At 59.8% G+C, this 15,530-nt stretch carries 18 protein-coding genes and 1 tRNA gene; 8 read left to right on the top strand and 11 right to left on the bottom strand.

Going from position 1 to position 15,530, the window contains the following annotated elements; all coding sequences use genetic code 11:
- The first annotated feature begins 23 nt into the window (after positions 1-23).
- The 8 genes from ppnN (at position 24) to KHN93_RS13310 (ending at position 8,566) form a co-directional block, all read left to right on the top strand.
- Positions 24-1,409 carry a nucleotide 5'-monophosphate nucleosidase PpnN gene (gene ppnN / locus KHN93_RS13345; protein WP_016901083.1) on the top strand — a complete coding sequence of 462 codons (1,386 nt, stop codon included), beginning with the start codon at positions 24-26 and terminating at the stop codon, positions 1,407-1,409.
- A gap of 130 nt (positions 1,410-1,539) precedes the next feature.
- Complete coding sequence (locus tag KHN93_RS13340; protein ID WP_104559465.1) at positions 1,540-2,058, top strand: GspH/FimT family pseudopilin; 519 nt, start codon at positions 1,540-1,542, stop codon at positions 2,056-2,058.
- Positions 2,055-2,534 carry a type IV pilus modification protein PilV gene (gene pilV, locus KHN93_RS13335; protein WP_047128931.1) on the top strand — a complete coding sequence of 160 codons (480 nt, stop codon included), beginning with the start codon at positions 2,055-2,057 and terminating at the stop codon, positions 2,532-2,534. The genes KHN93_RS13340 and pilV overlap by 4 nt, the downstream gene beginning before the upstream one ends.
- 4 nt (positions 2,535-2,538) lie before the next feature.
- On the top strand, positions 2,539-3,699 hold the full coding sequence (locus KHN93_RS13330) for a PilW family protein (RefSeq protein WP_104559466.1): 1,161 nt from the start codon (positions 2,539-2,541) through the stop codon (positions 3,697-3,699).
- Between the two features lie 2 nt (positions 3,700-3,701).
- A complete protein-coding gene (locus KHN93_RS13325) occupies positions 3,702-4,226 on the top strand; it encodes a pilus assembly PilX family protein (RefSeq protein WP_104559467.1) in 525 nt (174 codons plus the stop codon).
- Positions 4,227-4,236: 10 nt separating this feature from the next.
- A complete protein-coding gene (locus KHN93_RS13320; protein ID WP_104559743.1) occupies positions 4,237-7,980 on the top strand; it encodes a pilus assembly protein in 3,744 nt (1,247 codons plus the stop codon).
- Positions 7,981-8,063: 83 nt separating this feature from the next.
- Positions 8,064-8,423, top strand: a complete 360-nt coding sequence (locus KHN93_RS13315) for a type IV pilin protein (protein WP_228960938.1) — start codon at positions 8,064-8,066, stop codon at positions 8,421-8,423.
- A gap of 66 nt (positions 8,424-8,489) precedes the next feature.
- Positions 8,490-8,566, top strand: a tRNA-Asn gene (locus KHN93_RS13310).
- A 77-nt stretch (positions 8,567-8,643) separates the two neighbouring features.
- Here the strand turns inward: KHN93_RS13310 and KHN93_RS13305 are convergent.
- From KHN93_RS13305 to KHN93_RS13260, 11 genes are all read right to left on the bottom strand, one after another.
- Positions 8,644-9,873 carry a site-specific integrase gene (locus KHN93_RS13305; protein ID WP_211920378.1) on the bottom strand — a complete coding sequence of 410 codons (1,230 nt, stop codon included), beginning with the start codon at positions 9,871-9,873 and terminating at the stop codon, positions 8,644-8,646.
- Between the two features lie 214 nt (positions 9,874-10,087).
- On the bottom strand, positions 10,088-10,297 hold the full coding sequence (locus tag KHN93_RS21570) for a DUF7696 family protein (protein ID WP_047126756.1): 210 nt from the start codon (positions 10,295-10,297) through the stop codon (positions 10,088-10,090).
- The gene (locus tag KHN93_RS13300; protein ID WP_053045217.1) at positions 10,294-10,566 is read right to left on the bottom strand and encodes a hypothetical protein; all 273 of its coding nucleotides are present in this window, start codon (positions 10,564-10,566) and stop codon (positions 10,294-10,296) included. Before KHN93_RS13300 ends, KHN93_RS21570 begins: the two co-directional genes overlap by 4 nt.
- Positions 10,563-10,787, bottom strand: coding sequence for a hypothetical protein (locus tag KHN93_RS13295; RefSeq protein WP_053045216.1), 225 nt, complete (start codon positions 10,785-10,787; stop codon positions 10,563-10,565). Before KHN93_RS13295 ends, KHN93_RS13300 begins: the two co-directional genes overlap by 4 nt.
- Entirely contained in the window at positions 10,784-11,056 is a 273-nt protein-coding gene (locus tag KHN93_RS13290) for a hypothetical protein (protein WP_053045215.1), read from the bottom strand. Before KHN93_RS13290 ends, KHN93_RS13295 begins: the two co-directional genes overlap by 4 nt.
- Positions 11,049-11,231 carry a hypothetical protein gene (locus KHN93_RS13285; protein ID WP_211920376.1) on the bottom strand — a complete coding sequence of 61 codons (183 nt, stop codon included), beginning with the start codon at positions 11,229-11,231 and terminating at the stop codon, positions 11,049-11,051. Before KHN93_RS13285 ends, KHN93_RS13290 begins: the two co-directional genes overlap by 8 nt.
- Positions 11,224-11,649: a hypothetical protein gene (locus KHN93_RS13280; RefSeq protein ID WP_047126753.1), complete on the bottom strand. Its 426-nt coding sequence runs from the start codon at positions 11,647-11,649 to the stop codon at positions 11,224-11,226. Before KHN93_RS13280 ends, KHN93_RS13285 begins: the two co-directional genes overlap by 8 nt.
- Before the next feature lie 78 nt (positions 11,650-11,727).
- Positions 11,728-12,000 (bottom strand): hypothetical protein, encoded by a 273-nt coding sequence (locus KHN93_RS13275; RefSeq protein WP_211920374.1) that lies wholly within the window; start codon positions 11,998-12,000, stop codon positions 11,728-11,730.
- Positions 12,000-12,287, bottom strand: coding sequence for a hypothetical protein (locus KHN93_RS13270; RefSeq protein ID WP_047126751.1), 288 nt, complete (start codon positions 12,285-12,287; stop codon positions 12,000-12,002). The genes KHN93_RS13275 and KHN93_RS13270 overlap by 1 nt, the downstream gene beginning before the upstream one ends.
- The gene (locus KHN93_RS13265; protein WP_047127682.1) at positions 12,284-12,502 is read right to left on the bottom strand and encodes a hypothetical protein; all 219 of its coding nucleotides are present in this window, start codon (positions 12,500-12,502) and stop codon (positions 12,284-12,286) included. The genes KHN93_RS13270 and KHN93_RS13265 overlap by 4 nt, the downstream gene beginning before the upstream one ends.
- A gap of 323 nt (positions 12,503-12,825) precedes the next feature.
- The gene (locus KHN93_RS13260; RefSeq protein WP_211920372.1) at positions 12,826-15,522 is read right to left on the bottom strand and encodes a toprim domain-containing protein; all 2,697 of its coding nucleotides are present in this window, start codon (positions 15,520-15,522) and stop codon (positions 12,826-12,828) included.
- Positions 15,523-15,530: the final 8 nt, after the last annotated feature.

Raw genomic sequence — 15,530 nt, 5'->3', positions numbered from 1 at the left:
CTGAGATACGACAGGAGCAAGCTATGGAACTCAGCAGTACGGCAGCACGGGCGCTGCCGGTGGTGGATGCGCGGATCTACCCGCGCGGTGGCCTGGACGTGTTGTCCAAGGCGGAAGTTGCGCGTCTGCGTGATGCCTCCAGCGGTGGCATGCACGAGCTGTTGCGCCGCTGCGCGCTGGCCGTGCTGACCAGCGGCAGTGCGTCGGACGACCCGCGCGCCGCGCGCGATCTGTATCCGGATTTCGATATCCAGGTGAACCAGCAGGACCGCGGCATTCGCATCGATCTGAGCAACGCACCGGCGATGGCCTTTGTCGATGGCGAGATCATCCGGGGTGTTGCCGAACTGCTGTTCGCCGTGGTGCGCGACCTGGCTTACATGGCAATCGAGCTGGAGGCCCAGCGCGGGGATCTGGATACCAGCGAAGGCATCACCAACGCGGTGTTCGGGCAGCTGCGCAATGCGCGGATCCTGCAGCCGTCGGACCCGAACCTGGTCGTGTGCTGGGGTGGCCATTCCATCTCGCGCGACGAGTACCTCTACACCAAACAGGTGGGCTACGAGCTTGGCCTACGGGGGCTGGACATCTGCACCGGCTGCGGCCCAGGCGCCATGAAGGGCCCGATGAAGGGCGCCACCATCGCGCACGCCAAGCAGCGCAAGCATCACACGCGCTACATCGGCGTCACCGAGCCGGGCATCATTGCCGCCGAGTCGCCGAACCCGATCGTCAACCACCTGGTGATCATGCCGGACATCGAGAAGCGCCTGGAAGCCTTCGTCCGCATCGGCCACGGCATCCTGGTGTTTCCGGGCGGCGTCGGCACGGCAGAGGAAATCCTCTACCTGCTCGGCATCCTGCTGCGCGAAGAGAACGCCGACCTGCCGTTCCCGCTGATCCTGACCGGCCCGACCATCGCCGCGCCGTATTTCGAGCAGATCGACCGCTTCATCCGGCTCACCCTGGGCGAAGCTGTCGCTTCCCGCTACGAGATCATCGTCGGCGACCCGGTTGCCGTGGCGCGTCGCATGGCCGAAGGCATCCACGACGTGCGCGCGCACCGCAAGGAACAGAAGGATTCGTACTACTTCAACTGGTCCGTCCACATCCCGCTCGAGTACCAGCAGCCGTTCGAACCCAGCCACGAGGCCATGGCCGCCCTCGACCTGCACCACGGCCGCCCAGCGCCCGCGCTGGCCGCCGACCTGCGGCGCGCCTTCTCCGGCATCGTCGCCGGCAACGTCAAGGAAGATGGCATGCGCCGCATCGAGGAATTCGGCCCCTTCGAAATCCACGGCGACCCGGACATCATGCAGGCCCTGGATGAGCTGTTGCGCGGCTTCGTCGAACAGCGCCGGATGAAGATTTCGGGGGACTACCGGCCTTGTTATCGGGTGGTGACTTAAGCGCCTAGACGATAGGCGGCCGGGGCGGTTTGACGCCTGTCGGCCCTGGCCGTCCGCCTGTCGGTCTCGTGCTTGTCCTACAGCCCGTCAGAGTTCATGCTCTTCAGCAATAACGCTGGGGAGCGTCTTGATGTTCGTTGTCCGAACGCGCGGATTCACATTGATCGAGCTCATGGTAACCGTCGCGGTGCTAGCCATCACCGCAGCGATCGCATACCCGAGTTTCCAAGGCGTCGTGCGCTCAAATCGGGTGGCTGCGTCAAATAACGAAATGATGGCATTGCTCACGCTGTCCAGAAGCGAAGCCATCCGGAACGGCCAAGGCAGCGGCATCTGTGGCAGTGCGAATGGGACAGCCTGCAATGGGAGCTGGAGTGCAGGGGTGATGGCCTGGAGCGACACAAATGGAAACGGGAGTTATGACTCAGGTGAAACCGTGCTCCGTTATTCGTTGGGAAATCCAAGGCTGGTCGTCCAGGGGCCAACGACGGGGACGGTCATTGCGTTTGATGCGCGGGGGCGCCGCCGTGCTGCTGCCGATCAACAGGTTACATTGCAACCTGATCAATGTGGCGGGCAACCGTTAAAACGCTCATTAACAATCAATGCGTCCGGGCAAATTCGAAGCAAAAAAGAGACCTGCATATGAGCCAGAATCATCTCTCTCATAGGCGTTCTGCAGCGGGCTTCACCCTGATCGAAGTGCTGATTGCCATTCTCATACTCGCATTTGGGTTGCTAGGGTTTGCACTGCTGCAGACCATGAATGTGCGGTTTGTTCAAAGCGCCAATTACCGGACGCAAGCGACCAATCTGGCCTACGACCTAATTGATCAGATGCGATCCAATCGTTATCAGGTTGGTCAATATACTGCCGCCACATTCGCTGCCGGGGCCGTGACGGCGACTGGCGCCTGCGTATATCCAACAGGCCAGACCGTATCGGTAAGCCAGAATATAACAAGATGGCAATGTCAGGTGGCCAAGGCGCTTGGAGATAAGGCGGCTGCTACAGTTACCTATGTTAATGGCGTCGCCACTGTGGTGATAAGTTGGGGTGATCAGCGCTGGGACAAGGAAAATCCTGAGACAGTGACGAGCTTTGCGTTGCGTACGGAGATCTAAGGGAATGAACTTGCGTTCGCGAATGTCCGGCCTTTCATTGATCGAGCTAATGATTGCGTTAGTGATCGGGTTAGTGCTTTTATTAGGGGTAATCCAAATATTTTCAGCTTCACGCACGGCCGCCCAACTATCTGAAGGTGCTTCACGGGCGCAGGAGAACGGACGTTTTGCGCTTGATTATCTAGCCCGAGATATTCGCATGGCGGGCCACTTTGGGTGCGTCAACGATCAAGCGCAATTCGTTAAGGGGGAGGGGGATCCCAGGGTCAATCTCTCTGCGACAACAGGAAGCGGGAGCCCTTTAGATTTCTCGGTATCGGTTCAAGGCTACGAAGCACCAGGCACAGCTCCAGGGGGGCAAATAACGATCGGTGGCAGTGCGAATTCGATAGTAGGTTTGCCGGCCTCTATTCAGAATTTGAGCCCCGCGCCGAGACCGGGCAGCGACATCATCGTATTGCGTTATCTTTCTGCCGAAGGCGTGCCTGCGACAGGTATCGCAGCAGCTGGTTCCAATAGCACCTTGACTATGGATGCGACACGTTGGGCACGCCTGACCGACGATGGCGTAGCGGCTCCCACCTTATTTGGAATAGCGGACTGTGCACATGCGGATGTATTTGCTGGCACCACGACTGCAGGATCCGTAACGGCCAGTGGCGTCAATCTTTCAGGGCGATATGTGGTGCAGCCCACTGGTCAGACAATGGTGTACCGCGCCGAGTCCCTGGTGTATTACGTTGCCAATAGTCCCGATACCGGCGAACCCGCGCTAAGGCGTGCTCGCGCGGGGAGCAATGGCATCTATGTCAGCGAGGAATTGGTTGAAGGAATAGAAAGTTTGCAATTTCTATATGGATTGGATACGACGCCGTCGATTGCAACTCAGACGCCGCCTGTTGGTAATATCACCGAGCAACGTGTGGCGAGTGGAGTTTCCACTGGAGCCGATGCGGCGGCCGCCAACCAGTGGCGTCGCGTTGGGCAAGTGCAGGTCGGTATCCTTGCTCGCAGTCCGACGGCAGCGGCTGCAAGTACTCAAGTCGAGGCCAGTCGGTTGGGAGTGCTGGGTGTCACGGTCATTCCGCCGACGACCAACGACGGACGCTATCGCGCTAGTTACGAGCTATCCATCGCCCTCCGTAATCGCCTTTTCGGTAACTGAAAATGCAGACCAGACATCTCACGCGAGATCGAGCACGTAATTACTCGGCGGCAACTCAGCGCGGTGCAGTTTTGTATGTGGCGTTGATCATGCTGGTGTTGCTTGCATTGATTGGCATTGCAGGCATTCAGGTCTCTGGAATGCAAGAAAAAATGGCGGCCAATTATAGGGCGGTGAATCGTGCTTTCGAGGAGGCTGAAGGTGTGGTCAGAAACGCTGAAAACTCCGTTGAAAATATTTCCAATCGAACGACGGCGCCGACCGGTACCACGAGTTCAGTTGCTTCTGGAGACATCAATCGAGTCTGTGACGATGGCTTTGACCCTATGCAGTGGGCGCAGGCGCAGACCTCGGCTCGCGCGGTCAATGTTCGCCAGATAGATCAATGCATTCAGGGGGAAGCAAACATCGGAATGGGACAACCTGTCGATCCTGCATCTCCTGTTTTTCAGATCACCGGCGTTGCCGCTGATGATCAGAATAACGCGAGTTCCGAGGCGGCCGTAGACACTATCTTCAAGCTTTGAAGAGAAGCACATGACCTTGCATAAAAAGAAAGTAATTTTTGCTTCTGCCGCCGCCGCGGTTGGCCTGGCGTGCTTCGTCTACGCGCTAATCGCTGCGCAAGGTCAAGGCGTCCTTGCTCAGGCGCCAATGAATAATCAGGTGCAGACGCCGCCTGCATTCATCATGGCTGTCGACGATTCCGGGTCGATGACGTTTCAAACCCAATTTCCAGGGCAGGATGGCCAGGGCTGCTGGAGTACAGCGCAATATACGTTTTTCTCAAGCCCCGGAGTGCTTAATACGGAAGATACGAGAAGCGTTGGATGTGGTTACAACCACGTGCTTCCTGGCGTCCGTATCGATGAAAACCGATTGGGTGTTCCTCCGTTGGATAGTCTTGGTTTCGCGCGTTCGGCTGCCTACAATCCAACGTATTATGATCCGACAGTCAAATACGAGCCGTGGATCAATAACGATGGCACTCCCTTTCCTCAGGCTGACCCGCTGAATACCCGTATTAATCCGCTGCAATCCGCGACCGTCGCGTTGGCATCGAATTACATGGGTGAGGATTTCAGTAGTAGCTTTCGAATTCAGAACAGGATGGTGCTGCCCCGAGGTACAAGTTACAGGCAGCGCTTTAGGGATAATAACAATAATCTCTATTTCGGAGCTGAGACAACGACGACAACTGATGTCACTTGGAATGGTGGTTCGCAGACACTGCTGATAAGGTTTTGGCCTGCAACCTTTTTTGTTCCTTATACTAGTAATAATGATGCTCGGCCAGTCCTTCCTGGCTCTGCCTCAGCGTATGACTCAGTGCCGCGCGAGCGTGTACGAGATGTGTGCGGAACGGGCTGCGACATGTGGAAATACACGATCGGCACAACCAATACCGTTGCCTTGCAAAATTTTGCAAATTGGTTTTCTTTCTACGGTAATCGCAATAGGGCGATTATTGCGGGCATGACTAGGTCGCTGGCTGACGTCAATAATATGCGGGTGGGATTCTTTCGCATTAATCAGCACACTAGCTACGATGCCATTACGGACAGGCTGCCAATGCGAAATATGGCAACGGCAAGTGAAAAGGCGGCGCTTTACAATTCGATCCTCGCATTGCCTGCGAGCGGGGGTACACCAAATCGCCAAGCGGTAAACGCCGCAGGGGTTCAATTCCAGCGCACAGATAGCGCTGCCCCAGTCCAATTGGCTTGCCAGAAAAATGCCGTAATGCTTTTTACTGATGGCTACAGTAACCAGGATGGGCCGCAGGTCAGTAATGCGCAAGGCGACGGTGGAATGGGAGCCCCATTCGCTGACGGTTACGACAATACTATGGGGGATATCGCTGCAAAGTACTATAATAATATTAACGGCGGATCGCCCATTCGGCCGGACCTGGCCTCCGGTCTTGTGCCTGTACCAAGCTCCTGTGGCACTGCAAACGCTAATGTAAGGTTGGATTGCCAGAAGAATCTGCACGTAAATTTTTACGGTATTACGCTGGGTGCGCGAGGGAATTTGTTCAATCCCGATGTGGTGCAGGATGCTTACACCACCCCAGCGATTTACCAAAATTGGCCGCCGCGTGAAAATGATGAAAGAAGCACCGTTGATGACATCTGGCACGCGGCAACGAATACTCGCGGTCAATATATAAACGCGAAGACTCCGGCGGAAATTACAGCTGCGATGCGAAGAGTTCTCTCTTCGGTGACATCTGGTTCGTCTCCGTCGGGGACGCTTGCGCAGAGCGGTGCGCGTATCGGTGCTGGCTCGTTCTCAGTAGTGCCCAACTACGAAATTGCCAATGAGGGCACCGATTGGTTCGGCCGTCTTACCGGCTATACCGTTTCTATCAATCCAGCGACTCGGGTCGCAGTGACCACGGCAGCGTGGGAGGCAAGTTCAAGAATGCCGTCTGCCGCGGCACGCAATGTTTTGGTCAGCAAGGCAGGATCAGTTAGCGCCTTCAATGCGACTAATGTTTCTCTTGCGGATCTTTGTAACAAATCGACGTCGCTGTACCCCGGCATGTCGCTGTGCACCGAGTCGGACCTTTCCGCACTGGGTGCAACCGCAGCTACCGCTACCGCGTACCTACGTGGGGATGCGTCTGGGGAAGTCCGCAGCGGTGGTCGCTTACGTGATCGAACCACTGTGCTTGGCGATATCGTCAATTCGACGCCTGTCATCAGTTCTCCATTGGATGACTATGGCTATCGTGGTTTGGCGGGGACACCTGGAAGTACTTATGGCGCTTACTTGGATTCCAAGAAGGCCAACAGAAATTATATGGTCTATGTTGGTGCCAACGATGGCATGTTGCATGGCTTCGATGGCGGCATGAATGCAAATGGAGTAATGAATTCGAATGGCGGTGTAGAGCGATTCGCTTATATTCCGTCAACTGCGCTCGGTCACATGGGTAATTTGCTGCTTCCTTACGATCCAACAGATCAAAGTGACCAAGACTTTGACCATCGCTACTATGTAGATGGGCCGCTGACCGTATCGGATGCTTACTATGGTGGATCCTGGAAGACAGCTCTTGTAGGGACCGCAGGTGCAGGCGGACGCAGCATTTTTGCAATGGACGTCACGACGCCGACAAGTATTTCGGCGGGCAATCGTCTTTGGGAAATCAGCGACCTTGATAGCACGTTGCCTGCGTCAGTCCGTAACAACATAGGTTATGTGCTTGGTAAGCCGGTTATCGTTCCAGTTTCTAACGCATCCGGCGCTGTGACATGGAAAGCGATTTTTGGCAATGGCTATAACAGTGCCAGTGGGAAAGCTGTTCTCTTTGTCGTTGATATCAAGGCAGGCGCACCCACGATTACAATGATCGAAGCCGCAGAGAGTGGAGGCGGTGTCGCCGGAAGCAACGGTCTTGGCAACATCGTTGTTGTTGATCGCTGGGGCGGTGCCAGCCAAGCTGATCGGGTCCGTGATGGATATGCGGACACTGTTTATGCAGCCGATCAAAAAGGAGCCATTTGGAAGTTTGATCTTCGTAGCACGGTGACATCTGTTTCCGTCCCGCTCTTTACAAGTCGTACTTCAACCGAGAACGGCTCTACCTATCGTCAGCCGATTACCGGCGGACTTGCTGCTACTGCTGGCGATAACGGCGGTGTCATGCTTTTCTTCGGAACTGGAAGCTTCTCATTTGTAAATGATCCATTCGATACTGCTATCCAGTCGTTGTATGGGATCAATGACGTCTTCGCTGGAGCAATCACGAGTGCGTTGACGCGCACCAACCTGCAAGCCAATACAATCTCCAGTTCTGGTGGTACGCGGAGTCTGGTGTTGGGAGCAAGCCCGGCGGGTGGGCGTGGCTGGTATGTCGATCTGCCAGCCGGCGAGCGTATGGTGGGAAATCCAAGCGTCGCATCGGGTATTGTTTTTATTCCGACCTATGTCCCCAATCCAAACAGCGTGGGATGTGCTGCCCAGGGTAGCAATTGGCTATTTGGGTTGAATACTAGGACCGGTGCGGCCGCACTGGATGTAGCGCGCCGTAATTCGCCTACAGGTGCTTCGTTTGCTTCGGGAACTGCCGCGACTTCGTTGACAACGCAAGGAACTACTCCAGTGAAGGACGTCGGCATATCAGCGATTCCGCGGTTGACTCCAGCAGAGTCTGGCGGAGCGCCCCCGCCTGGGGGGAGCTCCTGCTGGATGGTGATAAGCGTTGCCGGTGCCGACCCGATGTATGTTCCCTATCCGTGCGGGCGTCAGTCCTGGAGGCAGGTGCAATGAGATCTTCTTGGGCCAGACAAACCGGTGCCCGTGGTAGGGGTGCGTCACTGCTGATTTCCCACGGTTTCACCCTGATCGAGCTAATGATTGTCGTCGCGGTTGTGGCGATTTTGGCTGCCATTGCCTACCCGAACTACTCTGAGTACGTGCGTAAGTCTCGCCGTGCGCAGGCCAAGGCAGATCTTGTCGAGTATGCGCAGCTGGCCGAGCGCTATCACACTGTGCAGAATACGTACGTCGGCTTTACTTTGCCCAATCCTGTCTCGCCTCGGGAGGGTGGAACAGCCGCCTACAACCTGCCGTCGCCGCAGGTGACTCAGTCCACCTTTGTGATTACTGCGACCCCGACCAATGTCCAGTCAGCCGACAAGTGCGGAACCCTGAGTATTGATCAGGCTAGTCGCAAGACCAACTCGAAGGGTGCCTTGTCGGACTGCTGGTGAGAGCGTGAGTTCGGGGACGTTGATGACTGTTGCAATGCCCCAAAATCTTGCTATAATGCCGACCCCGCCCGAATAGCTCAGCCGGTTAGAGCACTTGACTGTTAATCAGGGGGTCGTTGGTTCGAGTCCAACTTCGGGCGCCAAAAACATCAAGGGCTTGCGATCACTCGCAAGCCCTTTTTTGTTGCGCCGGGAAAATTGCCGGGAAAATTCGTAGGTCTCACGCCTCCGATGGCTTGACCAGGTCAGCGAATGCCAACGCCTCGTCGGTAGGCAACGCCGGTGGCGCAATCACCTGCAACTCGTGGTCGTAACGGTGTGTCATCTGCGGCGTGGTGTGGCCTGCTGCGTCCTGCTTGTGCGCCCGCGTACCGCGTGTGTCGGTGATGCCGCGATGCTTGAGGCCATGCAGCGTGAAGCGCGCTTCTTCCTTGATCACGCCGGCCTCGATCGCAGCCGTGATCAAGCGCTGCCAGGCCGTCTTCAATGTCGATCGTGCCAAGGGTGTGCCGGTCTGGGTGACCAGCAGGCCGCGCTGCTCGGGGCGCAGGGGGACCGGTCGTTTGTGCGCATGGGTCCGTTGAGCACGGTAGTCCCGCAGCCAGATCCATGCCCATCGCAGATCGTCGTTCCAGGCGGTGATGTTGTCGCGAGAACCCTTGCGGCGCGTACAGCGCACTCCCTGCTGCAGGGCGTCCGCGTCTGTCAGGTCGGTCACCTCGACACCGCGCAGACGTGCGTTATAGGCCAGGACCATCACCGCCGGCATGTAGGGCGGGACCGCTCCCTTCGCGTGGAGCGGTAACGCGGCGCGTGACTTGGCGAACTCAAGCACCGCCGTGAACGATTGCGGATCCGGCATCTTTGCATCCGCACGCTCTTTCGCACCGCGCACTCCGCTGGCCGGATTGGTCTTGCAATGGCCGATGCGTATGCCCCAGGCAAACAGCCGGTGCAGATACCGCAGCGTGTGATTGGCCGTGGACGGACGGGCAAGCAACGCGGGTTGCACAGCGCCTGCTTCCCGCCCCTTGGCGAGCGCTTCTACCAGGCGCTGCACCAGGGGGACGGACAGACGATCCACCTGCAGGCTCCCGAACAGACTGCCGTCCTTCAGCAGGTAGCCGCAGGCCACCTCGGAATGGCGATCATAGTCATCGCGGGTGCTGCGAGACAGGTCGCGGTACTCGGTGGAGAGCTTGAACGCGTTGGCCAGGTACTGCAGGGAACCAACCAGGCCGGTACCACGGGATGCCTCCCTGGCCGCGTGGAGGTCGGAAAGCCGCGCATCCGCGTAGGCAATGGTGCGCTTCCTCGTTGGACCGCCCTCGGGATGCGGTTCGATGATGTACCAGCGCCCATCTGCCCAGTAGACGCCCTTTGGGAGGGCGTCCTGGTCTATGTGCCTGGGGATATCCGGGTTGAACTTGCGCTTCCTGCCGCGTCCCATCAGATCAGCTCCTTGTTGTGTGGCTCAGCGGTGTTCTGGGCCAGCCCCACTGCAGCGTTGAGCGCGTCCAGGGTTGTCCAGATTCCGCCCCTTCCGTCGTACCTGTAGAGAATTCCCTGCTCGCGTGCCCAGCGCACTACCGTGGATGCGCGGGGAGCAGGACCGGCCGGCGAGCAGAGGCGACGCAGATCCTCGAACGTAATCACCGGACTGCTCACGCGCCTTGTCCCCCGATCCACTCGCGCCTGCGCCGCCATTGCTCGCGCATTGCCTCCACGAGCAAGTCAGCCGCGGCGTAGCCGCGCCGGGCGGCGATGCGGAGCCGGAGCTCCCGCACCTTGGCCGCATCCACGTAGCCCTGCCGAAGCCAGTGGCGCGCCTCGCAAGCCCTGCGAAATCCTTCCATATTCGCGCCATCGATCATCGCTGGCGTGTGCCAGTGAAGCGCAGGCCGAGCTGCACGACGTTTGGGGCGCAGTGACGTGGCTGGCGTGGTGCGCGGATCCGATGCGCTCGGCGCCATTCGATCATGGCCAGCTCGTAGCTGGGATGCTTCTGCGTGCGCCCACACACGCACTCGATGAAATGCCCGCCGCCCGCCTCGGGGCGGCGGGCATCGAGCATATGGCGAGCCAGGTGGCCGTTCTTGCAGGGCGGCAGAGGACTATCGTGGTCGACCTGACGTTGCGTCACGGTACCTCCAGGCGCAGCACGCGCTCGGCGTCCCGGAGATGCTGCACGGTGTCGGAGTCGATCCGGTCGAGCGCCTGGGCAATGGTGTAGTCCATCTCGGCCAGCCAATCGGCCCGATTCAGCACCAGAGCGGCGGTCAGCGCCTCCCCGGTGGACAAGGTGCCAGGCTCTCCCACACGCGCGGCAGCGCGGGCAATTTCGATCGTGCGCTCCAAGTTCATGGCTGCGTCCTCCATGCAGCGCCGAGCTGGGCGCGTGCTTCTGCGACACGCATGAGACGCAAGCCCCAGCGTAGCGACCACGTTTGCGCCTGCTGTTCGTTGCAGGTCAGGATCAGCTGCCCGAAAGGTTCCAGCCGATCAGCTCGGAACGTGAACAACAAATCGTCCAGTTCGATGACCTCCTGCAGGCCGAGTTGCTGACACAGCACCTCGGCGTTGAGCGATTTGCAGCTGCCCTGCGGGGCTAGAAGGATGACGGACTCAGCCATGAGCAGCCTCCCGCCGCACAGCCATGCGGGTGCGGCGATGCAGGCGCTGCGGCACCTGTCCAACAGCCAGGCCGGTCTGCGTGAGGCGTGGACGGCGCGAGGCCCACAGCTTGTAGACCAGCGCGCCGCCGGCGGCTGGCGCCAGGATCATCGCCAAGGCGAGCAACTCAACCATGCGCCACCTCCTGCGCGGCCCGGGCCACAGCAGCGGCGGCAGCGGCAGTCGGTCGGCGCGGCAGCATGTTGGCCAGGTCGAAGGGGAAGTCTAGGCCGTCCATGAACTCGGCCAACTCTGTGCTGATCCGGTCTTCCGCCGTTGTCCACAGGCGGGGGCCGTCGATGAGTTTCCAGCCGGTGCCTGTGCCGCGACGCCGCTCCCAGGACTGACGCTCCTGGCGGAGTGGTCCCATGTCCAGGGTGGCAGTGACCACAACCGCACCATGCGTGACGTGCATGGTGATGGTCGCCGAGCAGTCGCCGATGCCGCGATCGTAGGCGACGACGGCCGGCGTGCTAGCCTCCGCGCCAGGTCCGGTGCTCAAAACCAACGGACGTGCTGCCGTGGCTGGACGTGTTCCAGTGTGCTGTTGCATATCGACTCTCCTGAGTTGCGTTGGTGGAGGGCCTTGGGGCGGTGTTACAGCACCGCCCGCCGGCCCGCTGTTGCGGGGTTAGATCAGGTCGGCGCCGGATGGCGGGATGCTGGGGTCAGGCTCACGCAGACGCTGCGCGCCGTTGAGCACATCAAGTAGTTCGTGGCGGATGTACTCGGCCACTGCTGCCGGTCCGTCGTGATTGATGCCTGCCTCGATCGCGACATCATTGGTCAGCGCCGCGAGCAACGCGGCCGCGTGGTACGCGCGCCAGAGGCGGTATTGCTCCTCTTCGTTGATCGAGAAATCGGCGTCCGTCGGCAGCTGTATGTTCGGGTGACCAGCGTCCATCAAGCCACCTCCAACGCGGGCAAGCGATCGATTACCCATTCCTGCAGCGCGGCAGCCTCGGCTTCCGGCATCACAACGTGCAACGAGCCAATGGCCAGGCCAGTGCCGTCATCGACCAGGAACAACTCGGAAGCCTTTTCGATCGCGCTGCAGGCGAACATGACCGGTGGGCGGTCATGCAGGCTGTCGGCGTACAGTTCGGCCAGGACGTCGGTCGCCCGGATCTGCAGGAGCAGGTAGACGCCGGGGGCGACGCGCAGCGCTTTATGCAGGTCGCGGCGGCTCACTGGCGCACCTCTACCAGGTCGGCATTGGTGCTGGAAATGGCGGCCTCGACATCGGCCAGCGTCAGTGCTTCGGGCGCTTTGCCCATGGCCTGCAGCTTCGCCTGCAGGGCGAGCCAGGCGGTGTGGTTCCAATCGAGGGTGTCGGCAATCAGGCCGAAGTAATGGGCGATCTGACGCGCGGCATTGGCCGGCGCTTCTTGAGCGTCGTAGGTCATGGTGCAGGCTCCGTTGTAGTTGGAGTCCGCCACGACGCTGTCAAACGAGGTGGCGGACGGTGCGCGGTTGACAGACCGGTCAACGGAACCGGCAGGCCCGAAGGCCTCCGCACACCGCCCGCCATAGAACTGGCCGGCAAACGCCCGCGACTGCACAGCGAGCGAAAAAAAAGCGCCGTGCATCGGTCGATGGGCGCTGGTGCGCCGTTGATTCAGGCTGTCAAACCCGGTCGCCGATTGTGCGGCGACGGAGTAATGGTTGCTCCGCTCCTGGGCGGATGTCAACGAAAATTTCTCAAAATCTCCCACACGTGCGAGCGCGCTCATTTTTGGAACACCCAGCACTTCACAGTGGTGCCGACGCCGGTCAGATCGTCCTTGAGGACGGCGCTGTTGACCGCCACGTTCGCGCCGATGAACTTGTGCCGGCGCGAGTCGCCAAGCAGCGCTCGCAGCACCTTGAGATCGGGCACGGACTGACTGAACTGAGCAGCCCGCGCAGCGAAGTGATTGAGGTTGATCGCAATGCGCTGCGCGTCGCGGCTGTGGTTGACCACAGCTTTGCCGTGTCCGGTGGCTTCGAGGTATTCGTAGACCTCCCAGAACTCGTTGACCATCGCGTGGTCCGCACTAATCGCCTTCTGCCGTTCCAGGGCCATTTCCAACAGCGCGAGCCGTGTCTGCTCGACCATGTCGTCAGGGATGGTGATGACCAGGCGCAGGCAGTCGAACAGCGCCAGCATCTGAGCGTGGTTCTTGATGACGCGTTCCAGGCGCAGATCCTGCTGTGCGCGCAGCTTGGCCTCGAAGACCTTTACGCGCTCGGCGAACAGATCGAGGATGGCGCGTTCCTGGCGGATGGCACGCACAAGGAAGTGGCTGACTTCTTCGACCTGCAGCGCGTTGAGGTTGTCGGCCGCGATACGGCTTTCTGTGGTTACCTGCGGCCGTTTGAAGTGCAGCTTCACGATGCGCGTGAGGATCGCCTCGCTGGCGTCCACCGCAGCGTTCTGGGTGATCACGATCGTGCCGCGAAACGGCGGCTCGTAGGTCTCGTTGCCGCCGTTGCGCACGCCACGGGTTGCCAGGGTGCCGCCGCCGAAGAAGTCTTTCAGCTCATCCCACTCGAACGTCTTGGAGTGCGCTTTGTCAGGCTCACTGCGGTCGGCCTCCAGCAGGACGACGGGCATGCCGGACACCTGGCCCATGGCGCGCGCACGGCCAGCCTTGGACGACTTGGCCGGGTCGAAGCCCTCGTAGTCCGAGCGGCCTAGCAGCTTCCACAGGAACGTCAGCAGCGTGGTCTTGCCGGCACCGGCCTCACCAGTGGCTTCAAGGAACGGAAAGCTCTTGTGCCCGGCGCGGATCTGCTCCGCGAACAACGAGCCAAACCAGAACGTCATGGCGACCATGCCGTGCGTGCCGAAGCACTGCCATAGCCACGGCAGCCAGTCCACACGGAATGCCTCGGCGTCGCGCTGAATCTCCAGCCGGATGGACTTCTGCGTGGTCTTCAAGCGCAGCTTGTCGAACTCGAAGTAGTCTTCTTCGTTGGCCGTTACCAGCTCACCGTCGCGTACCGCCAGGTCGCCGAGCAGATAGGCGCGGTGCTCTTTGCTGTAGCCCACGAAGTCGATGGCGTCCACCGTCTTGATCGCCTCGGTCTGCTCTTCGATCAGACGGTCCAGCTGGTGGCCGGTACCGGTGAACATGGCGCCGGCGGCCAGGGAGATCAGGCGCTTCTTGAACTCTGACGCGCTGGCGACATGACCACCGGTAAAGGTGCCTTTTACGCTGGGACCGTCGTGCGGAAAATCGACGCGGAAGTAGTACCAGCTCTCGTCCGTGACCTCCTGCCGCTGGAAATACAGCGCCTCCGGGTAGCAGTTGGCGATCTTCTGCACAGAACAGGCGGCACGCTTGATCTTCCTCAGATCCTCGGCCGCGACCTCGTCACCGTCGTCGGCATCGGTGTCTCCCAGCTTCTCTTTACGCAGTTTGTCGAAGCGCTGCGTGTCGAAATCGAACCAGTACAGGCGGGAGCGATACTCCAGCCAGAAGTCGTTGCGGCCGTCGTGCTCGAACATCAACAGGCCTTTGTCCACCGCCGTGCGGGCCACGAGCAGGTCGCCTTGGTAGCGGGCTTCTTTGACGTCGTTGTCCCATTGCTTGGGATCGTCGGACGCGATCGCGCGCAGATGCAGGTCGTTCCAGTCGGTCTTCTTGCCGTCGTGCTGGAGGATCTGCGCCGCCCGCGAGTCAAAGCCTAGAGCCGCTGCGCGTTTGATGTGCTTGTGCGTGTACGCACGGGCGCCCGGCTCGTTGTCCAGTGCCCACACGAGCGTCGGAAGATCGGCCATGCGTGCCTTGGCCAACTCGCGCAGCGATTCGTCCGGAAATGCGTTGGATGACATGGCCGACACTGCACACAGGCCGTGCTGCAGGAGCGCGATCGCATCGAAGATGCCCTCGACGATCCACACCTCGCGCGCGGTCTGCATGGCTGTCAGCGATGCAGGCGCCGCCCACCACACCCCTGCATAGCTCTGGCCTGGCGCAAAGCGCGCCTTCTGCTTGCCGAAGCGATGCGGACGATCAATCAGGCGCTCCCACCAGCCGCCCTTGACCAGCGCAAAGCGCACAGTCGCGGTGCCCGCGCTGATCTTGCGATCGTAGTGGCTGTCCTGGGTGTAGAGGCCTTTCAGCGGCGCCAGGTCAAAGCCACGCGAGAACTGCAGGTACGCATCGGCCGCAGCGTTGGGAGCCGCTGCCGTTGGCTGGAAGCGCTTGGACCAGTCGTCGAACAGGTCGTCGTACAGATCCTTGACGTGCAGCTCGCGCCCGCACTTGGATTGGCGGCCGCACTTCACCACCCAAGGCTTGAGATGGTTGGTGTAAAGCTCTTTCTTGCTGCACGACGGGCATTTACCGCCGCGCATGTACTCGGTCCCACTACGGTGCTTGAGTCCGTAATCCCGTTCCAGCCGGGACAGCACCTGTTGCCGCAGATCCTCTTGCATTGAACTTC

It is taken from the genome of Xanthomonas arboricola pv. juglandis (assembly GCF_905367715.1).
GTDB classification, from domain to species: Bacteria; Pseudomonadota; Gammaproteobacteria; order Xanthomonadales; family Xanthomonadaceae; genus Xanthomonas; species Xanthomonas arboricola.
The sequence above is the reverse complement of the archived record's forward strand: the minus strand, read 5'-3'. Positions and strand labels throughout refer to the sequence as shown.